This window comes from Butyricimonas sp. BSD2780061689_150309_C8, assembly GCF_015560935.1.
Classification (GTDB): Bacteria; Bacteroidota; Bacteroidia; order Bacteroidales; family Marinifilaceae; genus Butyricimonas; species Butyricimonas paravirosa.
Genome location: NZ_JADMSV010000006.1, coordinates 44545 through 65061, shown reverse-complemented (window position 1 = coordinate 65061; position 20517 = coordinate 44545). Strand labels below are relative to the sequence as shown.

Annotated in this window: 18 protein-coding genes; 3 read left to right on the top strand and 15 right to left on the bottom strand. The window is 38.7% G+C overall.

The window, feature by feature from the left end; translation table 11 throughout:
- Window positions 1-38 precede the first annotated feature (38 nt).
- From rfbD to I2I33_RS07515, 3 genes are all read left to right on the top strand, one after another.
- Window positions 39-893 carry a dTDP-4-dehydrorhamnose reductase gene (gene rfbD / locus I2I33_RS07525; protein ID WP_087422395.1) on the top strand — a complete coding sequence of 285 codons (855 nt, stop codon included), beginning with the start codon at window positions 39-41 and terminating at the stop codon, window positions 891-893.
- A 38-nt stretch (window positions 894-931) separates the two neighbouring features.
- Window positions 932-2542: an ABC-F family ATP-binding cassette domain-containing protein gene (locus tag I2I33_RS07520; protein ID WP_087422394.1), complete on the top strand. Its 1611-nt coding sequence runs from the start codon at window positions 932-934 to the stop codon at window positions 2540-2542.
- Between the two features lie 106 nt (window positions 2543-2648).
- A complete protein-coding gene (locus tag I2I33_RS07515) occupies window positions 2649-3581 on the top strand; it encodes a UDP-glucuronic acid decarboxylase family protein (RefSeq protein ID WP_087422393.1) in 933 nt (310 codons plus the stop codon).
- 3 nt (window positions 3582-3584) lie between these two features.
- Here I2I33_RS07515 and I2I33_RS07510 read toward each other — a convergent pair whose 3' ends face one another.
- From I2I33_RS07510 to I2I33_RS07440, 15 genes are all read right to left on the bottom strand, one after another.
- Window positions 3585-4763 carry a glycosyltransferase family 2 protein gene (locus tag I2I33_RS07510; protein WP_087422392.1) on the bottom strand — a complete coding sequence of 393 codons (1179 nt, stop codon included), beginning with the start codon at window positions 4761-4763 and terminating at the stop codon, window positions 3585-3587.
- A 5-nt stretch (window positions 4764-4768) separates the two neighbouring features.
- A complete protein-coding gene (locus I2I33_RS07505; protein ID WP_195666780.1) occupies window positions 4769-5845 on the bottom strand; it encodes an endonuclease/exonuclease/phosphatase family protein in 1077 nt (358 codons plus the stop codon).
- Window positions 5846-5852: 7 nt separating this feature from the next.
- Complete coding sequence (locus I2I33_RS07500; RefSeq protein ID WP_162613861.1) at window positions 5853-6911, bottom strand: endonuclease/exonuclease/phosphatase family protein; 1059 nt, start codon at window positions 6909-6911, stop codon at window positions 5853-5855.
- A 78-nt stretch (window positions 6912-6989) separates the two neighbouring features.
- The gene (locus tag I2I33_RS07495; protein ID WP_087422389.1) at window positions 6990-8141 is read right to left on the bottom strand and encodes a glycosyltransferase; all 1152 of its coding nucleotides are present in this window, start codon (window positions 8139-8141) and stop codon (window positions 6990-6992) included.
- Window positions 8138-9577: a lipopolysaccharide biosynthesis protein gene (locus tag I2I33_RS07490; RefSeq protein WP_087422388.1), complete on the bottom strand. Its 1440-nt coding sequence runs from the start codon at window positions 9575-9577 to the stop codon at window positions 8138-8140. The genes I2I33_RS07495 and I2I33_RS07490 overlap by 4 nt, the downstream gene beginning before the upstream one ends.
- Before the next feature lie 4 nt (window positions 9578-9581).
- Window positions 9582-10511, bottom strand: coding sequence for a glycosyltransferase (locus tag I2I33_RS07485; protein WP_087422387.1), 930 nt, complete (start codon window positions 10509-10511; stop codon window positions 9582-9584).
- The gene (locus tag I2I33_RS07480) at window positions 10508-11332 is read right to left on the bottom strand and encodes a class I SAM-dependent methyltransferase (protein ID WP_087422386.1); all 825 of its coding nucleotides are present in this window, start codon (window positions 11330-11332) and stop codon (window positions 10508-10510) included. Before I2I33_RS07480 ends, I2I33_RS07485 begins: the two co-directional genes overlap by 4 nt.
- Window positions 11329-11973 (bottom strand): acyltransferase, encoded by a 645-nt coding sequence (locus I2I33_RS07475; protein WP_087422385.1) that lies wholly within the window; start codon window positions 11971-11973, stop codon window positions 11329-11331. The genes I2I33_RS07480 and I2I33_RS07475 overlap by 4 nt, the downstream gene beginning before the upstream one ends.
- A gap of 47 nt (window positions 11974-12020) precedes the next feature.
- The gene (locus tag I2I33_RS07470; protein WP_087422384.1) at window positions 12021-12725 is read right to left on the bottom strand and encodes a flagellar motor protein MotB; all 705 of its coding nucleotides are present in this window, start codon (window positions 12723-12725) and stop codon (window positions 12021-12023) included.
- 17 nt (window positions 12726-12742) lie between these two features.
- Window positions 12743-13684, bottom strand: a complete 942-nt coding sequence (locus tag I2I33_RS07465; protein ID WP_087422383.1) for a hypothetical protein — start codon at window positions 13682-13684, stop codon at window positions 12743-12745.
- A gap of 11 nt (window positions 13685-13695) precedes the next feature.
- Window positions 13696-14811: a glycosyltransferase family 4 protein gene (locus I2I33_RS07460; RefSeq protein WP_087422382.1), complete on the bottom strand. Its 1116-nt coding sequence runs from the start codon at window positions 14809-14811 to the stop codon at window positions 13696-13698.
- Between the two features lie 11 nt (window positions 14812-14822).
- A complete protein-coding gene (locus I2I33_RS07455) occupies window positions 14823-16001 on the bottom strand; it encodes a glycosyltransferase (RefSeq protein WP_087422381.1) in 1179 nt (392 codons plus the stop codon).
- A complete protein-coding gene (locus I2I33_RS07450) occupies window positions 15998-16903 on the bottom strand; it encodes a glycosyltransferase family 2 protein (protein WP_087422380.1) in 906 nt (301 codons plus the stop codon). Before I2I33_RS07450 ends, I2I33_RS07455 begins: the two co-directional genes overlap by 4 nt.
- Window positions 16887-18311, bottom strand: coding sequence for an O-antigen ligase family protein (locus tag I2I33_RS07445; RefSeq protein ID WP_087422379.1), 1425 nt, complete (start codon window positions 18309-18311; stop codon window positions 16887-16889). The genes I2I33_RS07450 and I2I33_RS07445 overlap by 17 nt, the downstream gene beginning before the upstream one ends.
- Window positions 18304-20517: a hypothetical protein gene (locus tag I2I33_RS07440; RefSeq protein WP_087422378.1), complete on the bottom strand. Its 2214-nt coding sequence runs from the start codon at window positions 20515-20517 to the stop codon at window positions 18304-18306. The genes I2I33_RS07445 and I2I33_RS07440 overlap by 8 nt, the downstream gene beginning before the upstream one ends.

The following is a 20517-nucleotide window of genomic DNA, read 5'->3' as shown; positions in this document are numbered from 1 at the left end:
GGGTTTTAAGGGTAGAAATCATAAATTTAAAATTATATATGGCTAATATATTGATCACGGGTGCGAATGGACAATTGGGTACAGAGCTGAGAAATCGTAGCTTTTCTTTGCTGGATGACGTGTTTTACACGGATGTTGAAGAATTGGATATAACGAATTTTAAGGCGATATGTGCCTTTATTGAGACACATGATATTGACACGATCATTAATTGTGCTGCATACACGGCTGTCGACCAAGCAGAAGACGATGAGGAAAAAGCGATGAAATTGAATCGTGATGCCGTGGCTAACTTGGCCAATGCTGCCGTGAAACTGGATTGTCTGCTGGTCCATATCTCGACAGATTACGTGTTTGACGGGACATCGGATCATCCTTACACGGAAAAAGATGCTACAAATCCGCAGAGCGTGTATGGAAGAACAAAATTGGAAGGAGAACAGGCAATCAAAAAATCGGGATGTCTGTATGTTATTATCCGTACGGCTTGGCTGTATTCCGGATATGGACATAATTTCGTGAAAACAATATCCCGTTTGGCTTCTGAGCGGGACGAGTTGAACGTGGTGAGCGATCAGTGGGGAACGCCGACTTATGCGGGGGATCTGGCCGAGGCTATTATTAGCATTATGGAACGGGATGATCTCCCGGAATTGGAGGGTGTGTATCACTTTACGAATGAAGGTGCTTGTACGTGGTATGATTTTGCCAAAGAAATCGTGGCGATTACAGGGGCAAATTGTAAAGTGAACCCGGTGACAACAGAGGAATATCCTTCTAAAGTAAAAAGACCTGCTTATTCAATTTTGGATAAGACAAAAATTAAGGAGACTTTCAATTTGGAGATCCGGGATTGGAGAGAAGCATTAAAAAGTTGCATGGCAACTTTTTAACGTGTATCTTCGCGGGCGTTTTTAGAAAAAGATAAATAATGATTACAGTTTCGGATTTAGAGATTCAGTTTGGGAAGAGAACTTTGTTCCGGGATGTGAATTTGAAGTTTACACCGGGGAATTGTTATGGAGTAATAGGTGCCAATGGTGCCGGGAAATCTACGTTCTTGAGAATATTGAGTGGCGATTTGGAGCCAACGCGGGGAACCGTGATGTTCGGACCGGGAGAACGGTTGTCGGTATTGAAACAGGACCACTTTGCTTATGACGAGTGTACGGTTTTGGATACCGTGTTACAGGGACACTCCTCTTTGTGGAAGGTGATGCAGGAGAAGAATGCGATATACATGAAGGAGGATTTCTCGGATGAGGACGGGATTCGGGCTGCCGAACTGGAAGAGCAGTTTGCCGGGATGGACGGATGGAATGCCGAGAGTGATGCGGCGAACTTGTTGAGTGGATTAGGTATCAAGGAAGATTTGCATTATTCCTTGATGAAAGATATAAGTGGAAAGCAGAAAGTACGGGTTTTGTTAGCTCAGGCCCTATTCGGGAAACCGGATAACTTGTTATTGGACGAGCCCACGAATGATTTGGACTTGGAGACGGTTATGTGGTTGGAAAATTATCTGGCCAATTACGAGAACACGGTCTTAGTGGTATCGCATGACCGACATTTTCTGGATTCCGTGTGTACACATTCGGTAGATATTGATTTTGGTAAGATTCAGTTATTTGCCGGTAACTATAGTTTCTGGTATGAGTCTAGCCAGTTAGCTTTGCGTCAGGCTCAAGCTAAGAATAAGAAGGCGGAGGAGAAGAAGAAAGAGTTACAGGAGTTTATTTCCCGCTTTAGTGCTAACGTGGCAAAGTCAAAGCAAACCACGAGCCGTAAGAAAATGTTGGAGAAATTGAATGTAGAGGAGATTTTACCTTCTACCCGGAAATACCCCGGGATTATCTTTACCCCGGAACGGGAAGTGGGTGACCGGATTTTGGATGTTCGTAATTTGAGTAAATCTATCGAAGGACAGACCTTATTCCGTGATGTGGAGTTTACCGTGGAGAAAGGGGATAAAATTGCCTTCCTGTCACGTGATCCGAGAGCGATGACAGCCTTGTTGGAGATCCTTGCAGGAAATGAAAAACCGGATACGGGTAGTTTCACGTGGGGAGTGACGATCACGAATGCCTATCTTCCGTTGGATAATTCAGCTTATTTCCAGACGGATATGACTCTGGTAGAGTGGTTGGGACAGTACTCTGCAGATACAAGTGAAACGTTTTTAAGAGGATTCCTCGGGAAAATGTTATTTTCCGGGGAGGATATTTACAAGCGGGTGAAAGTTTTATCCGGGGGTGAGAAGATGCGTTGTATGATAGCCAAGATGATGTTGACAAATGCGAATGTCTTGTTATTGGATTCTCCGGCCAATCACTTGGATTTGGAATCCATTCAGGCTTTTAATAATACATTGGTGGCGTTTAAAGGAATTGTTTTAATGAATTCTCATGACCATGAGATCATCCAAACCGTTTGTAACCGGATCATAGAATTGACACCTAACGGGATGATAGACAAGCGAATGGATTTCGATGATTATATCACGAGTGACAAGATTAAAGAGCAATTGAATCAGATGTACTGATATTCGTTCTAATTGTCTCTGTAAATATAAATATTCGGAAATCACACTAATTAGTGTGATTTCCGAATATTTTTTTATATGTTTGTATAAATAATAGAGGTGAATTATGAAGTGTGTATTAGTGACTGGCGGAGCAGGTTTTTTGGGATCACATTTGTGTGATCGATTGATAAAATCAGGTAATTATGTGATTTGTTTAGACAATTTTTTTACCGGTTCGAAGGAAAATATTCAGCATTTGGTAGGTAATCCTAATTTTGAATTGGAGGAACGGGATATTATCTGGCCTTATATGAAGGGAGTGGATGAGATTTATAATCTGGCTTGTCCGGCATCTCCGGTACACTATCAATATGACCCGATAAAAACTATAAATACCTCTGTTTTTGGTGCGGTAAATATGTTGGAATTGGCGAAAGGGGTTAAAGCAAAGTTGTTACAGGGGTCTACGAGTGAGGTTTACGGTGATCCAGTGAAACATCCGCAAAATGAAGAATACTGGGGAAACGTGAATCCTATCGGGCTGCGTTCTTGTTATGATGAAGGAAAGAGATGTGCGGAGACATTGTGCATGGATTATCACCGTCAGGCCGGGGTTGTGGTGAAAATTATTCGCATATTTAATACTTACGGACCTCGTATGGCTCAGAATGATGGGCGCGTGGTATCGAATTTTATCGTGAATGCTTTACAAGGAAAAGATATTGAGATTTATGGTGATGGAACCCAGACACGAAGTTTTCAATACGTGGATGATTTAATCGATGGTATGATTAGAATGATGGCCACGGAGGATAATTTTACCGGTCCAGTGAATCTTGGTAATCCCGGGGAATTCACGATGTTGGAACTGGCAAATTTGGTATTGGAATTGACAGGGTCAAAGTCCCGAATCGTGTTTGGAACACTCCCGGAAGATGATCCTAGAAAGCGCAGACCGGATATAACGTTAGCTAGAATGAAGTTAAGCTGGCAGCCGATGATCCCTTTGCGGGATGGGTTGTTGAAAACGATAGATTATTTTAAGTCTCAATTGTAATTGTTATCCTCTTTTCGCTTTTTCCCAAGTTCCTTTACCCTTGTGTTTTTTCAGATAGAAAAGTGCTTTCAACACGTTTAAATTCATGAACATGAAGTAGTAAGGAATAAATAGAATCTTTATTTTTATCTGTTTTTTGGCCATAATAGCCCCGAGCCAAGCTAGAACGTAAAAGATAATTTGTAGGATGAATATGAGCTTGTAGAGGGATGCTCCCTGTATAATGACGAGAATCAAATTCAACGGGAATAGTAGGAATAATAGAGCGGGCGTAACCGACCAGCGTAGTACCCGGTGTGATATATATTGAAAGGAGAGGGTGCCATATTTGAATAGGTTGAGTAATTCTTTTAGCCGAGCGATAGATTGTACCCCCCCTGCTGCAATGCGTACTTTGCGTTTTTGTTCTTCGTGCATATCCATGGAGCCGGATTCAATAGCGTAGGCCTTGTCGCAATAAGCAATTTTATAACCTTGCATGGCAATTCGTAGCGAGAGAATAAAATCATCCAGTAAAGTGTCTTCGGGCATGGGGGTGAATAATTCCGTACGGATGGCGAATAATTCCCCTGCAGCTCCTACTGCCGAGTACAACTTGGAATCCCACGCTTTTAATTTTGATTCGTAGCGCCAGTAAAAACCTTCTCCACCTGAAACAGCGTTGTCTTTGTCCTTGTTTTCGATACGTTTTTCTCCGGCCACGCATCCCGTTTTGGGATTGGTGAAACAAGTCATAATTTCTTTTATCGACTCCGTGTTGAGCATCGTGTTGGCATCCGTGAAAATCGTGTATGATGTTTTAATAAATGACATTGCCCGGTTCAGGGCAGCAGTCTTTCCTTTGCGCTCGGGGGAAAAGAGAACCGTTACGTTCGGGTATGTGGTCAATAACATATTTGTAGAATCGGTGGAACCGTCGGTAACCCAGATCACGTGTAACTTGTCTTTCGGGTAATCGAGAGTCGCACAGTTATCCATTTTTGATTTGATGATCTTTTCTTCGTTGTAAGCTGCTATAAGTAACGTAACATCGGGAAGAGTTTCCGGAAGTGTTAACGGCTGTTCCGGGTGGAGTTTTTCTTTGATCTTGACAAGGAGGTATAATAGGATTCCGTACCCGATGTATGTGTAGAATACGATAATAATGGAAATCCAGAATAGGTATTGAAGAAATTGTGTCATAATTGTTATTTTAGATAGAATTCACTGATAACCGGGTTATGATCGCTCCATCCTTTTTCCGGCGAGTAATAGTCTGTACATTTAAACTCTTTAGAATAAAGGATAAAGTCAATGCGTAACAGGTGGTGTATTCCCCGGAAAGTATAGGCGTACCCGTTACCTCGTGTTTTGAAACTATCTTTTAAGTTTCCCTTGATATGTTGATAAGTGTAGGATGAAGGGGTGTCATTAAAATCTCCACAGACGATTGTGGGAATTCGTGTCGTGTCAATAACTTGTCTTACAATTTGAGCCTGCGTGGCTCTGATCTTGAAATTTAGGGCTAATTCTTGTGATATATCCGTTACGACGTCTTCTACTTGTTGTATGTCTGCATTTTGTAGTGCGGGATCATCTAGTAATTTCCGTTTCCTGCTGAAATTTGTTGTTTGTAAGTGACAACTGATTATTCTTGTCGTTGTTTCCCCGGTTTGAATATCAACCCACATGGCATCATTTGTTTGGGAATCAAGAGGTATCTTCCCGAATCGCAAAATAGGGTATTTACTAAAAATTCCCGTTCCCAAGGTTGTGGAACCGGGTAAGTAAGTTATTGCATGATGGGGGCAGTTTAACAAATGGGAAAGAGTGTCTGCGTTGATCTTGGTGTTTTCCCGGTATTCTTGGAAACAGATAATGTTAGTCTCGTTATTTTTTAGAAATTCCGAAATATAGTATTGGGTTTCCAAATGTTCCCATGATTTGAATTTTCCCACGTTATAGCTGGCTATACGTAGGGGAAGTTTTCCATCTGATAATTCGGAAGATGATAGTGTCATTTGAAAGATTGACGTGATATAACCGCTATTTAGTAAAATGGCGACGATGGGTATGATTATCCACCATTTTTTTCTAATGATCCAGTAAACGAGAATTAGTAAATTTATAATCAGAACAACAGGAGTGGCTAACCCGATGAACGTGATAAATATTGATTCATTGGGGTTTGTTTGCCCGGCCATGTATGCGATGAGGCTAAATCCAGCCGTAACGAAACTAATCGGGACCATTAAGAGTGAGAAGAAATATCTGAGAGCTGCCATAGAAGTCTTATCTTGATGTTGTTTTTAATTTTACTTTCATTATAATCGGGTTGTGGTCACTCCATGGAAGATGGGGGGAATCGTATACTAATCCAGTGAAAGATTTGTCGTAACTGATAAAATCTATTCGTAACAATCCTTTAATCCCGTTGAATGAATGTCCATATCCTTTCCCTCGATCTCGAAAACCGTCTGTTAAGTTATTTCCTGCAATATGGTTATAGGCAAAGGACACGGGCGTGTCGTTAAAATCTCCGCATACAATGACAGGGTAATGGGTCGTGTCAATGAGGTTTCGAACCTGTATAGCTTGGCTGGCACGAATGACAAAGTTGGCTTTTAGTTGTTCCACGATGTTCACAAGTGTCCGGGCTTGACCTTTCCAGTCTTTAACGCTTCTGTATTCTTCATATTTTTTGCCATTCATGCTGACATCTGTTGTTTGTAAGTGGTTATTGAATACGCGGATGGTATCTTTTCCGATTAAGATGTCTGCCCACATACTATTGTTCTTTTCGGAATTAAAATTGATTTCACCGTATCGAATTATGGGATAATGACTATATATACTGATTCCAAAATTGGCCCATGCCGTTTGTCTGTTAAAAAACACACATCGATTGGGAAGTCCGAATTTTTGTTGAATGGTGATGCTATCCAGATGTGATTCTTCACAATGTTCTTGGATACATAAAATATCAATGTGATTGTCTTCTACTAATTTTTTTATATTATATTTTATATTTCGTGCGATCCAGTAAAAACCTTCAACATTATAGCTAGCAATGGTGATTTCATCTTTTGGAACATAGGGAATATCTTGTTTCCAAGGTGATTGGAACATTCCTGAAAAGAATTGATGATTACTGATGATTGTGATAAATGGTAATATAATCCACCATTTTTTATGGATCCCCCAAAATACTAGGAGATATAAATTGACTAATATAATTCCCGGCATGAATAGACCAGATAACGCAGGAATCCACCATTTATCAGGATTGATACATGGTGCGAAAATTCCACATGCGCCCAAGAATGTCATTCCCAGGGTTGCTGGTTTCATTAACAGGTAAAAGAAAAACCTTAGTGCGGCCATTTCTCTTTATTAGGAATAAATTTATTAGTATATTATGTGGCAAAGTTAGCCAATATTGTTGTTGTTTGGATTTATTTTGTCTTTTTTCTGCATCTCATCAAGTACCTTTTTCATTTGGTTATTCCATGAAAGATGTCGAATCGAATTTCTTATTTCTAAAGGCGTGATATGTAATTGATTGTAAAAATTGAGTATTTGCTTTATGTCCACAGCTTCCTCGTTTGCGGGAATTTTCATGATATAAGGCATATTTTCAAAATCTTCGTCTATTTCTGAATAGATGAACGGAATGCCTCTAGCTGCATATTCTCTGTTTTTAAGCGTTTTAATATTTGTGATTCCACTACGATGGCGTCCCAAACTACCGATTCCGAAATCGCATAGTTCAAAAAGAAGGTCAAGCATTTGTCCAGCTTGCCGTCCATGCAGGATAACATAGGGAGCTAGGTGATTCTCTTTGATGATAGACATATATTCTTCACGTTCTCTAGGGCTAAAAAAATCTCCAATAATATGAAAATACACTTTGTATTGGGGAGAATGAATGTAGTAATTAGCAAGCCCCTTCAACAAGCGGTCAAATCCGTGCCAATAGTGAATCTCGGCGACCCCGATTAAATGAATTTCTTGTGAAGTGTCGTTTGCTTCTTGTTTTACGGGGATGTCCTTGAAATCAATCCCATTAGAGATTTGGAGTGTTGGGATTCCGAATATCGTTTTGTAATTGGAAAAGGTGATAATTCGGTCTAAGTATTTAGCAAGTTGTTTCCTAAAACATTTGTCAATAAGTAGTTGTATTTTCCTTTTGGATAAAACGTATTCTTGATCGTACGGATACGTGGGAATTTCCATAACCACGTGGATTCCGGCTTTTTTTATTTTACGTACTAGCCTAATCGTAAATGGATTGGCATTGTGATCAGAGCGAATATATACCAGATCAATTTGGTTTTTTATAATGTAGCGGAAGACCGAATTGAATTCAAAACGTTTGTATAGTTTTCCTTTTATACCATCTCCGTAATCTGCCAAAATCTCTTGATCTAGCATACGGTATTTTATTCCTTGTTTTTCCGATAAATAACAAAGATGGGTCTCCACCCCGTTAGCTTCGAGTGCTCGTACTTGATAGTGGATCTTTTTGCTAATTCCATTGGTGGCGTGAAAGCCATGGAACGTGAGAAATAATGCTTTCATGCTTTGAATTTAAGTAGTTTCACCAAATTGTATTCTTTTGTGATATGAATATAGGTTAGATCTATCCCTATAAAGACAACTGATTTTATGATCAAATTGATAAATAACGAATATGGAGTTATGAAAGGGGTAATTAAAAATAGTGTTAGAAATACGATACTACCGAGTAAGATAGGGGAGAGAAATTGTTTCCCTAAATGAATGATAGAACGACGAAAGGTGATGTAATACATTTGGTAATAGCATTGAAGGAAACTGATTGAAAATGTGATCGTGATACACCAGGCTATGGCATCCAGTGTTTTGAAAATAAATAATCCGACGCATATACCTGCCACGTTGATGATTGATGAGAATAACCCACATAAAAATAGGCTCTTTGTGTCGTTGGATGCTTGGAAAATGGAGCCGGAGGTAGACATGATGATTTGTATCCCGACAGAAATAGATAATATTTGAAATATTGATACAGAGGGCATCCATTGTTCTCCGAATACGATCAAGGTGATTTCACGTGCCGAAAACCAAAGGAAAACAGATAATGGCAACCCGATGAAAGCTAGTAAACGGATGATTTTTTCATATGCACCTGCCAGATGATTTAAATCATGCTGATAGTCTGAAAAGATGGGGTGCATCACGGGAGTGATGATATGGGTGATATTTTGTAAAGGAAGCATCATCAGCCGATATGATTTTTCGTAATATCCCAAGGGTGACATTCCCATATATTTCCCGATAAGGAGCTTATCGAGATTTCGACTAAAATAGTTGATGATATTGAACATGAACTGATAAGCCGAGAATTTGAATATTTTCCGGATAGAAGGGATGCCCCAGGTCATTTCCAGTGTTTGAGGATATTTTTGATAAGATATGATAAATAATAGGATACTGGAAAGAATGGGATTTATAATTAAAGCATAAAGTCCTGCCCCACCAAGAGCTGCCAGAATAGCGATTATACCTCCGCTTACTTGCACACCAAGACTTCTCCATGCGAGAAATTTGAAAGCTTTCGCTTTATACAATAGGGCATTCGGGACAATGTTTGCTGATGCGAAGAAAAGATTTATAGCTAATAGCTGGGTGATCGTCTTCATGCTCGGTTCTTTGTAGAAAAAGGAAATCGGCCATGAGCAAAGGAAAAATAATAGTGTTAAGATACACCCGCTCCATACCGTGAATGAAAATAATTGGTTAAGATCTTTTTGTTGAAGTTCCTTGTTTTGTATGATAGCCGCTCCTATTCCGAGGTCGCTGAATATGCTGAAAAAAAAGGTGATAACCGTTACTACGGCCACGATACCGAATTTATCCGGGGATATTAATCTGGCAAGTACTCCTGTAATAATCAATGATATGAGAATACCCGAATATTTAGCAATGGCTGTATAAAAAACACCGGAGAGTAGCTCTTTTTTAATCGAACCCATAGAATTATCTTTTTAGTAGAGATTTGAAAAGTAACACGCAAATTGTTTTACAATTCACATATTTAGAGTAGTCCATTAGGGCGCATTTCGCAATGTAAAGACGTTGTTTTGCAGGTAGTTTGAACGCATTTCGTATGGCAGCGTTGAGCATTTTAGATAAGTGATTATGAATGATTTCTCTTACTGCAGCTTGTGAATTCGTGTAGTTTTTTAATTCATTTGCCACGGTAAAGTATCCTTGGATATTCTTCATTGAAAATGGACGGGTGGTGATAGAGTTTTTTCTTACTCGTCTTTTGAAAAAAGTTCGTTGAATATATTTTACTCGTGTAGCATTTAAATATAACAGAGCCGTGTATAATTCATCTTCATGGATAATGTGGGGATAAAACCGAATGGCTTTTTTTTGTAGGAAACTTAAACGGGTAAAACAGAGACAAACAGATGTTCGAAAGTTACCTGTGTCATCTTGTATTTTTAATAGTTCGATTCCAGTCCAAATTTTGTCCTCACCTTGTAGATTACGTTGATATTGATATTTTCTGAGAGTAGTATCCTCATCACAGAAGGCCTCTGCATCGAAAAAGACAAAATCTAACTGTTCGTCGAGGCATTTTTGATAACATATTTCTAACGTATCTTTTTCCAAAAGATCGTCACTATCCATAAAGTAAATAAATTCTCCCGATGCTTGCTCAAGTCCGATATTCCGGGCTACAGAGACACCCTGATTCTTGTGGGCGAATATTTTTATCCGATGATCTTGCTCGGCTAATTCCGAGAGAATGGATAGACTATTATCCGTTGAGCCATCATCAACGGTAATAATTTCTATATCGTGTAGCGTTTGTCCTAGTATAGATTGAATCGTTTGCCTTACATATAATTCTGTATTATACACGGGGATGATCACGCTTACTTTAACTGGTTTCATTGCATTTTGTTGTTTGTGTGGGTACTTCTCGAATTCCTTTGTGGAAGAGTGTTGTTCGATTGTAAATGCTCTTCCAATGTTTGAAGTTTCCTGTTTTTGTGTAATGATTCGAGTAATTTTATCTTTATAATGTGGCTTATGGCATCGCATGTTACTTTTAGTTCGTGATAAACACTGCGAGGTGGAAATAACTTTTCGACCATATTTCGATTCCATTTTTGCGTGAAAAAAGGAAGATAATAATCATCTTGAGGATTCACGATAATATTGATTTCTTCTTGCCATTCGTAGCGATTGATCATCAGATCCCCTTCCGTTAGTTTTAATATTTTATATGGTAATGATTGATAGGGTAAATAATTAAGAAATAATTCTCCGTAATTATTTATATAGTTTCCGGGCATGAGTTCTTTCTTGTATAAAACCAGTTTATCATTGATGTCAAGGATAACCCATTGGTGTGATTCTTTAGGAAATAGAAATTCTCCAATGAGACTGGGAGTTTCTATGTATCCGCGTTTACCTACTCTACAAATCTCTTGGATGAATAGTTGAGGGTTGTCTACATGCTCCAAAACTTGATTACAGATCACGTAGTCAAATTCTTTGTCTTTGAAGGGCAAGTGTTCTCCATCTGCATGTACGAAATGTTGATGAGGAAAGATTTTTATATCTCCGCATCGATGTGCATTATTGTCTATGTATTTATCAACAATCACATTAGAACGATAGAGGGGATTATGCCCGGAACCGATTTCTAATACCCAGTCATGTTTGCAGATGGATAGATCCCATCTGTCTTTGGGTGTACTCGTTCTCATAAGTTCATAGTTTTATTTCTTGTATTTTCCCATACTCTTTTCTGGAAATTGTATTGTTTAATAATCTTGGCCGGGTTACCCACGGCAACAGAATAATCCGGGATATTCTTAGTAACAACACTTCCGGCTCCGATCTGACATCTTTTACCGATGTGAACTCCTGCAACAATGACTGCATTGGCTCCGATATGAGATTCATCTTCGATGAAAACCTCTTTTTTTACTAATGGCTGTTCATTAGAGTCTCGCTCCCCATCTTCATACCCGTGGTTGAAACCGGAAATAAAAACATGTTGACCTAATCCGACTTTATTTCCCAGACGTACAGGACCTATAATGACAGAACCAATTCCGACACGGGCGTTATCCCCGATAATGACATGCCCAGCTCCATTGTTTATGGTTGTAAAGTCTTCGATAAGACTGTTTTTGCCTACAATAAACTGATTCCATGGAAATACATCAATGCGTGATCTTCTTCTTCGAATGATAGCTCTTTGCCCTTTTTGGTGTATAAAAGGGTTTATAAACCATTTGACCCAAAAGCGGGGACGAGGATTATTGGTAGGTGTAATGGACCACAGGATGAATTTTCTAATGTGGTCGTTTCCTTTTATCATTGTTTTAAGTCTATCAATCATTATTTGGATATTTATCAATTTAATCTTTCGAGAATTGATCTCAATTTTCACTCCTTACTTTGCTCTAAAATTCTAATGATTTGTTGTTCTGCATTTGTTTTTATTTTGAATTCAACCCGTCGGGAACGTTCTTTGTTTTCTGTTTGATTTGGATTATAGATTAGATGACTGGAAGATAAACCGTTGGCGGTAAGTTTACTTTTAGTCCAGTGGAGTAGTTGTTCATCTTTTATCTGCGAAAGGATATACTCTAAAACTTTGCGAGTCCTGTCCTGTGAAAGTTCCATGTTATTGAAATAAGCTTGATAGGGTGAGGATTCTCCGGCCCATTCGCTGGACGTGTGGCCTTCTATACGAATCTCTTCAATATCGTTCTTGTATTTGGGATCGGTTAGAATCTGTATGAATCGGGGAAAGAAACTATCCAGAATACTTTTGAAATGATCGTTTAACTCGGCACTTCCGACCTTAAATAAGATTTCGGGATTTTCAAAACGGATGGAAAGCGTTAAGGAATCCAATACGGCATTCCAGATTTGCAGATTCTTTGTAAATTCCTTTTTTAAATCGTTCGTGATTTCAACCTGTGTGGTTTCATAGGTTTGGGCAATGGAAGTTATTTTATTATTTTCGAGATTCACACTTCTCATATACACGATAGAAATGAAAAGAAAGATCATCATAAGTACAGACATCAAGTCTGAGATTGACATCCATTGGTTTTCTTCTTTCGATGATTTGAATATTCTCATAATACACAATTAGATGGTCATTCCACGTCATTTGTTTTTTTGTACAGCGTATCGTGGTCTTGTGATAATTTTTTGATAATCGTCATTAACGTCTTGGTAAACTTTTCCAGTTCGGTTAATTCCCTTTCATACTTTTCTTCCATACGGTTTAATTGAGAACTCATTTGTTGTTCCGAGCCTTTGATAAATTCACCGAATGAGGTCACTTGCTCCATGAAAACATGATTTTGTTTCATGTTTAGATTATTGGATTTTCCCAAAAAGGTTTCGATGTTCTGTATTGTTTCTTGTAATTTAGAAAGAGTGTCTTGAAGTTGTTCCTGTATTGTCTGGTTAAATTCTTGGGAATGTATGATATGCTGTAATTGTTGTTCCAGTATATCGTATATCTTTAAAATGGTTTGATTAATTTGTTCTGAAATCCTATTGTCTAAATTGGATATAACCGTTTGGAGAGAACTAGCAAGTGCTTCCGTGTTGAAATGTAATTCTCTGGCAACCATATTTTGTAGATTGTCGTTCAGGGATTGAAAATTATTCTTGAGTTGTTCGTTTGAAAATTTAACTTCCTGAACCAATGCCAGTGTGGCTGTCGGTTGTGTATTTTTCTCGATATTTTCAAGTACTAGGAGTAATTGTTTGTCTGTGATCTCTTCTTCCTGTTCCTCTTCTTTTCTAATCCCGTAAAAACCGGGTACAAGCTTGAGTATTAACGAGGCTAACATACCTGCGATAGAAGTTAAAAAGGCTGTTTTTAATCCTTCCAATAATTGCGGAATGGATGAGTCGATTTGCTCGACACTGAAAACCCACAGGCCGTACATGATACCTCCAAAAGTTCCTAGTAATCCGAGACTGACCACAGTTGAACTTAATAGTTGAGGATTAAACCATTTGCGTCCCAAGTATGGAAATAGAAATATGATCAACGAGCTGATAATAGATATATAATCATTCATAATCTTCTTTTTTAGTGTATAGATTCATATATTTTCAGTAATTGTTCTGCCGTGTGTTGCCAAGAGAATAGCTTACTTCTTTCCAAACCGTATGCAATTTGTTGATCCCGATAGGGAACGTCTGTTTCCAGTCGGAGTAATTCCTTGGCGATGGCATTAACGTCTAGCGGATTAACCAATATCGCCCCCTCTCCTGCGATTTCCGGAATGGCAGAGGTGTTGGAAGTAATAACCGGAGTGCCACACGCCATGGCTTCCAAAAGAGGAATTCCAAAACTTTCCCGTAGGGAAGTGTAGAGGAAAGTCCGGGCACCATTATATATGGCGGGTAAATCAGAATGGGTGATATAGCCCGGAGAATAGAGCATATTTTTAATATTTTCGATACCCTCTTGTTTTAATATTTGATGGATGACTTCTTCTTTCAAGTCTGCAATTAACAGGGGTAATGGGTGGGTAGAATGTTGTACATACACGCTATACGCCTTTAACGTGCGTGGTGTATTTTTTTTAGGATCGGTATTTCCCAGAAAAAATAAATATTCTTTGGCAGGGATATATTTTTTCGTGGTGTCATAAACCGACTCTAGCGGATGAAAACGTTTACTGAAACCATTGTGAATGGCGATAATTTGTTCTTCTGGTAGATGTAATGTTTCCCGAATCCGATGACATTCGAATTGGGATACGGTAATAATCTGTTTACACTTTTTCAGTATCCGGGGAACAACAAAACGACGATAGTACCATCCCATGTTTTGGTACATGGACTTATTATTGTGTACCCGTTTTTCTAAAAATATAATATCATGTAATGTGAGGATTAGTCGTGCCGGACAGAATAATGGAGCTGTGTTACTCGTGCAATGTACAATCTCCGGTTTTATCTTGCGAATGGCTAGTGGTAAGGCAACTTGTTCCCATAGCGGATAGGTCGGGCATTTTATTTCTATAATATGGAAGTTGGCTGATTCTTCCAGACAATGATCTTCTCCGGGGGCAACCAATATGTAATATTCATGAATATGATCTAGCTTTTGTAATTCCCGGATTGTTTCGAGAGCGACAAAATCCATCCCGTGTTTATTCGTGCGAAAAATGCGTTGTGCTTCAATGGCTATTTTCATAGGGTTCATTTTTATAAAGTTGAGGAACCATTCTTTTCCGTGTTCACGAACTTTTTGTTCATTCCCTTCATCCGGAATAAATTGACTACCATCATGATAAATAACAAGGGTAGTTTGTTGATTGATTTTTTGAACCGATCATCCACTAGTTTGTCCGGTATGGCGAGACACAACGTGACTCCCATGATAAGAAATAAAGCCCACCATTTCAAGGCAAGCGGCCAATCAATGATTTGCATGATACTTCCCATCACGATGATTCCTCCGAATAGGATAAGACGAGGTGGTAACATCCATTGGATCAGTTTATCACTGTAATCAATATTCCCGGACAAGATTGCTTGGGGAAGATCCTTGAAGACGCGTCCCCATTGAGCGAATTGTGTTGCCAACCAACGGCGGCGTTGGTTGTAAAATCCTTTTTCTCCTTGTGTCTTTTCATCGTATACGTACACTTCGTCCAGAAATTCAATAAATATTCTCTGTTTGAGTAATAAAACTTCTAATTCTTTATCTTCCCCTGTGGTGACGAGGTGTTTTACGTTGTCATGGAACCATTGATAGTTGAATATCATTCCCGAACCTATCAGGGCGGAGGATATGCCTAGTCTTACATGTCCACGTCGGAAAATGGAGTTGTTAACTTCTTCACTAAGACCATCAAGAACCGCAATGTCCGTGTTCCGATTCTTTGCCGTCCGGTGTGCTTGGATAGCCTGCACTCCGGCATCAAAGACTTTATTAATCTCTAATAAAAAATTTGTATCAACAATATTATCGGCATCCAGAATAACAACAGCATCAAATTCATCCCGTCCGAAGTGGTCCATGGCGAAATTCAGGGCTTTCGCTTTCGAACTATTTTCATAGTTTGCTTTAAGTAGCGTGATTGGGAGTTGGGCCAACCGTTCGTTCGTGGTTTCCTGCATGTGATCCGAGATGACAATTACTTTGTACAGCTCTTGTGGATAGTGTTGTTGTAGGAAAGACTCCACGACCGGAAGGATAACCCTATCCTCTTTATAAGCGGGGAACAGGATGGCGAATTTATGTTGTTTATTAGCTGTCGGGTAATATGATTTTCTTGTTCCTAGGGAGGCAAGTGAATAAATTAGTGGGTATGCAACGGCAATACTTGCAAGAATCCAACAAATATACTCGAATATGTATAATACTTCTTGAATATTCATATATTTTCTCTTTTATGTTTTAATAGAAAAAAATCCTTACTCCCGTCAAAAATGGCCTTTGCTTGCAATAATCTGCCGTGTAGTAGATACATCATTATATTTTTAGGATTGGCCATTAAAAGCTGATATAGTATAGATATATAGAGTGTCCTTCCTTGTCGATTGCGCCATGCGTATAACAAGCGATTCCGGGTGAGGTAATATGTTTTTAAAGGAGAATCTTTACCGGTACTGCGACTTTCTTTGTGGTATATGGTGCAACGAGGTTCGTACCATAACTGATATCCTTGTCTTGACATTTGTGTACACCAGTCTATTTCTTCGTAATAGAGGAAATAGATTTCCGGCATCCTCCCGACTTGTTCGACTACTTCTCGTTTTACCATCATGGCGGCTCCATGTAAATAACTCGTTTCTTGTGGTATGTCGAATTGTCCTTCATCCGTTTCGTTATACCCGATAGTCCGATTACGTAACGTGTATTTGCTTAAAGGAGTGAACCCTGCGAATTGTATATGCTGGGGTGGAAAAGCAAATTTGATTTTTGGACTTACGGCACCTATTACCGGGGAGCTATACAATCTTTCGTATAGATACTTTAGATCGTTGGCCGTGACCAATGTATCATTATTTAGTAAGAATATCCCTTTTCCTTTGGCAGTCTGAATCCCCAAATTATTTCCTCCCGAAAAACCTACATTTTGTTCACTGCGAATGACGTGAACTTCCGGATATTTTTTTTGAAGAAGTAACGCTTCATTCTGAATAGAACCATTATCGACAACAATAAACTCGTACGAGCAATCTTGTGGGTATTGTTGTAGAGATTCTATTAGTTGGCAGGTTTCTTCCAAACCGTTATAATTAATAGTAATAATGGATATATCAGGTTGTTGGTTCATTCTGTGTTAACTCTTTATCGTAATAGGGTGCAATGAATAGGAATACAAATAGAATACAAATGAGGATACCGTTCGGGTAAGTCGTGATGTCATTGGCATAGGCCGCAACAAATACACCTGCCAGACCGGCTATAATGGAAAATAGAATATTCTTCAATCGTTTGTCCTTGATGATGAACATGGCAATATAGGAGGCCCGTGTAAAAATGAGGACCAGCAAAGAAAGATAGAGAGATAATCCCACGATTCCAGTCTCCAGCCAATACATCGTAAGTAGGGAGTCCGGGGGCAATTCGGATAATTTACTATTTATAGCAAAACGTTCCATGCGTCCTCCGCTTAGTCCCAATCCGACCCCGAAAGGCTTATCCCTCATTAGAGGAATCATTTTTTCCTTGTTGATCCCTCTGACTTTAAAAGAGGCATCTTCTTTATTGAAAGCGGAACGCATCCTGCGGATAATGGAGTTACTATTGCCTATATTGGTTTGGGTGAGAAATAAGATAATGACTATTAATATTCCTCCGGCAATGAATAGATTCTTGAAACTTCGACATAGTACTGCGTATGCGCATAACCCGACTAAAGGAACAGCAATGGCGCTACGGGTTCCGGAGATTAATAATCCGTAGGTAGAGGTAAGGGCAGTAAGCCAAAATAGATATTTTATCCAACGTGTTTTAACGAAAAAGCCTGAAATCCCGAATACGACTAGGGAAAGTCCCATTGTGATTCCAAAGTTTGCCGCATCCGATAGGAAGGAAAAGTAACGAACTCCGTAATGGATAATATGGGTTCTTGCCCCGCCTTCTACAAACAACCAGTATAATTCGGCAGAGTCAAATCCATGACTTTTTTGCCAATATCCTTTTAAGGCTGCCAATATGGATAAGATAGCCCACAGGACTAATAGCCAATGAAAATGTTTGAATTGAGTAAAGAGGACGGGTATAATTATAGCACTTATCAACGGGAAAAGAGCATATCCGTTTATGGCGATAAACCATGCGTCAGCCACCGCTAACGGGTTGAAAAGTTCAAATAAACAATAAAAGAACCATATACCCCATAAAGCGGTTAGCGCATTAAAGCCACGTCTCCATTCATATACTTGGAAGATGTTTTTCAAAAGAAGAAGACATCCGATCCCTAAAGTTAAACCGAGCATAATCATTCCGAATTTCAATGGAATATATCGGTCAATTCCAGTGATGACGTAGTTTATGACAAAAAAGACGTAAAAGTAATACTGTTTCTGGCAAAATTTGGCTGTAACCATGGCTATTGCCGGTAAACAGGCAAAAAGGAGGGCCGGGATAATTCCTCCTTTTAGTGTTAATAGGTATATAGCACTCAGACCGATGAAAAATGCGATCGCTGTAATATAGGACGAGCCATTTTTAATCATTACGGTGTTTATCTTTAGAGATTTGTGTTGTCTTGTCGTTTGCAGTTAGTCCTAATTGTGAAAGTTGATACAATAATTTGCGTAAAAAAGAGTAAGGTGGCATTAAACCATTCACGTCTTCCGCCGCATCCCGTTTCGTGTAATTTAATACCAAAAACAGGGGTGCTTTATGACACATTTCTTTTGTCCGTTCAAATCGTTGTTGATCTGTATTTTTCCATGTACGTCTAGAATCTACAACTTGTAAATTTAGGCTGACATTTTGTAAGATATTGGCTGTTAATGCGGCTTCTTTTAACGAAGGATACTCTACGATAACGATTTTTTCCTTTAGGCTGTTCTTTTCCAAATCATCCGGGTCATTCATGTTCAAGGATTGAATAAAAGCTTGAGCATCTGTCTGTGGTTCATTTTGCCAGGATAATTGTGTTACGTCATATCCTCGTTCCATAAATTGTTGAGCCATTTGCTCCATGATATAGCTCTTTCCTTCTCCGGGTTCGTTACTGATTAAATTTATAATATTACTTTGATCAGGCTTAAAATAAGTCGTTGCGGAATTGCACAAGTTTTGTGCGGAAAGCGTGGCGTAAACTTTATTATATCTTCTGGCTGCAAGAGATAATTGCCGGGTAAAAGCTCCCAGAACCTTACATCCGGTTAATTGTTCGGCTTTGAAGAGATTGTGTAATGTATGATCCAGTATCTCAATAATCAAGAAGAAAAATATTGTGAATATTAATGTTGCTAAATAAGCTCCGATTGTTAGTAATTTGTGTTTACCAAGTGCGGAGGGAACTAAGGGGTAGTAGGGGGCGTTCATTAGTTTCAAACTGGCAGAATTCATTTGAATACTCTTCTGTTTTAATAAAGCTGTATTCAAGGCGTCAAGAATCGCTAAATATCTTCTTTCATTGATGTTTACCATACGTTCTTTACGTGTTAGGGTCGAACCGATAGGGGCAAAATGAATGTATTTTTGAGCCATATGAATCTTTCGTTTATTTAAAACGATTAATTCTGCCTGAGCCTTTTTATAGGCGAGAACTTGTTTCAACCACTCTTCGATCATGTTCTCGTTGGAAATTCCCTCTTTACTATATTTCAGATACCCTATTTTATGAACGGCTTCAGTTAAAGTCGTCTCGTTTTTGTCTAATTCACGCTGGAGAGAATCAATGGTTATTTTCGAAACAGCATCACTCGTGTAGTATTTTGCCATGGCCAGCTTTTCATTGATCTCGCTGATTTTGCTATTTAAAAGGATAAACGAATTATTGTTTTGAATAATTTCCGTGTATAATTGCATCCTTTTTTCGAGTTCCCGTTTTAAACTATCAGTTGAATTATAATTATTTAGTGTTTCCCAGTATTGTAATTCGTAATCCCGATTCAATGCTGCCACATGCTTTGTCTCTTCGTCATAATTGATCACTTGTTTTTCCACTCGATATTTGGTAAGGGAATCTTCTGAAATCTTGAGTTCTTTTCCAATGCTATCCAGTTCGTGGCGAAAATGTTTGATAACATTATTAGTTTCGCCGAAACGTAGCTCTTGATATTGTTTATTAAATTCATCAATCAAAATCAGTACTGTTTGATATGCGATACCGGGATCGTTTGTTGTATATGAAACTTCAAGCACATCACTATTACCAAGGCGTTTGACATATATTTTTTTCAAAGTTTCCCGATTTACATAAGGGAGGTTCCATTGATATATTCCGTAGACATAGTTTGTCGGATCGTTTGTTTCATAAGCAAGTAACTTTTCGTAGGTACGTTGCTCGTTGATCGAATCATTATCAGATTTTTTATCTATTAAATTATGAATAGGTATTCCATGATTGTAGAGATTTCTATAATTACTGGCTTTTGTATAGATATTGTCTTTATGGGGATCACCGTATACCATAATGCGAGCATATAGGCGTAATGAAACCTGTTTTAAGGTTTGGTCCGCAGTGATGATATTTAACAGGTTATCCATCATACTACCTTGAGTATAAGATGTCGTGGTAACCCCGCTTTCGGATAAAATATTGACACCCGTGATAATTCCGGTATATATGGAGCAAGTCGTCGTGTAATCGCGAGGGGTATTATTGGTTTTCCAGTAGACGAGAGAAGCAACAATAATCGGTGCTATGATCAACCAAAATCTAATGCGGTAGAAAAACTTGATAAAGTAGGTAATATATTTCAT

Excerpts from the sequence above, each read along its gene's own strand:
- rfbD (WP_087422395.1), top strand. The coding sequence starts at position 39 with ATGGCTAATATATTGATCACGGGTGCGAATGGACAATTGGGTACAGAG.
- I2I33_RS07520 (WP_087422394.1), top strand. The coding sequence starts at position 932 with ATGATTACAGTTTCGGATTTAGAGATTCAGTTTGGGAAGAGAACTTTG.
- I2I33_RS07515 (WP_087422393.1), top strand. The coding sequence starts at position 2,649 with ATGAAGTGTGTATTAGTGACTGGCGGAGCAGGTTTTTTGGGATCACAT.
- I2I33_RS07510 (WP_087422392.1), bottom strand. The coding sequence starts at position 4,763 with ATGACACAATTTCTTCAATACCTATTCTGGATTTCCATTATTATCGTA.
- I2I33_RS07505 (WP_195666780.1), bottom strand. The coding sequence starts at position 5,845 with ATGGCAGCTCTCAGATATTTCTTCTCACTCTTAATGGTCCCGATTAGT.
- I2I33_RS07500 (WP_162613861.1), bottom strand. The coding sequence starts at position 6,911 with ATGAAACCAGCAACCCTGGGAATGACATTCTTGGGCGCATGTGGAATT.
- I2I33_RS07495 (WP_087422389.1), bottom strand. The coding sequence starts at position 8,141 with ATGAAAGCATTATTTCTCACGTTCCATGGCTTTCACGCCACCAATGGA.
- I2I33_RS07490 (WP_087422388.1), bottom strand. The coding sequence starts at position 9,577 with ATGGGTTCGATTAAAAAAGAGCTACTCTCCGGTGTTTTTTATACAGCC.
- I2I33_RS07485 (WP_087422387.1), bottom strand. The coding sequence starts at position 10,511 with ATGAAACCAGTTAAAGTAAGCGTGATCATCCCCGTGTATAATACAGAA.
- I2I33_RS07480 (WP_087422386.1), bottom strand. The coding sequence starts at position 11,332 with ATGAGAACGAGTACACCCAAAGACAGATGGGATCTATCCATCTGCAAA.
- I2I33_RS07475 (WP_087422385.1), bottom strand. The coding sequence starts at position 11,973 with ATGATTGATAGACTTAAAACAATGATAAAAGGAAACGACCACATTAGA.
- I2I33_RS07470 (WP_087422384.1), bottom strand. The coding sequence starts at position 12,725 with ATGAGAATATTCAAATCATCGAAAGAAGAAAACCAATGGATGTCAATC.
- I2I33_RS07465 (WP_087422383.1), bottom strand. The coding sequence starts at position 13,684 with ATGAATGATTATATATCTATTATCAGCTCGTTGATCATATTTCTATTT.
- I2I33_RS07460 (WP_087422382.1), bottom strand. The coding sequence starts at position 14,811 with ATGAAAATAGCCATTGAAGCACAACGCATTTTTCGCACGAATAAACAC.
- I2I33_RS07455 (WP_087422381.1), bottom strand. The coding sequence starts at position 16,001 with ATGAATATTCAAGAAGTATTATACATATTCGAGTATATTTGTTGGATT.
- I2I33_RS07450 (WP_087422380.1), bottom strand. The coding sequence starts at position 16,903 with ATGAACCAACAACCTGATATATCCATTATTACTATTAATTATAACGGT.
- I2I33_RS07445 (WP_087422379.1), bottom strand. The coding sequence starts at position 18,311 with ATGATTAAAAATGGCTCGTCCTATATTACAGCGATCGCATTTTTCATC.
- I2I33_RS07440 (WP_087422378.1), bottom strand. The coding sequence starts at position 20,517 with ATGAAATATATTACCTACTTTATCAAGTTTTTCTACCGCATTAGATTT.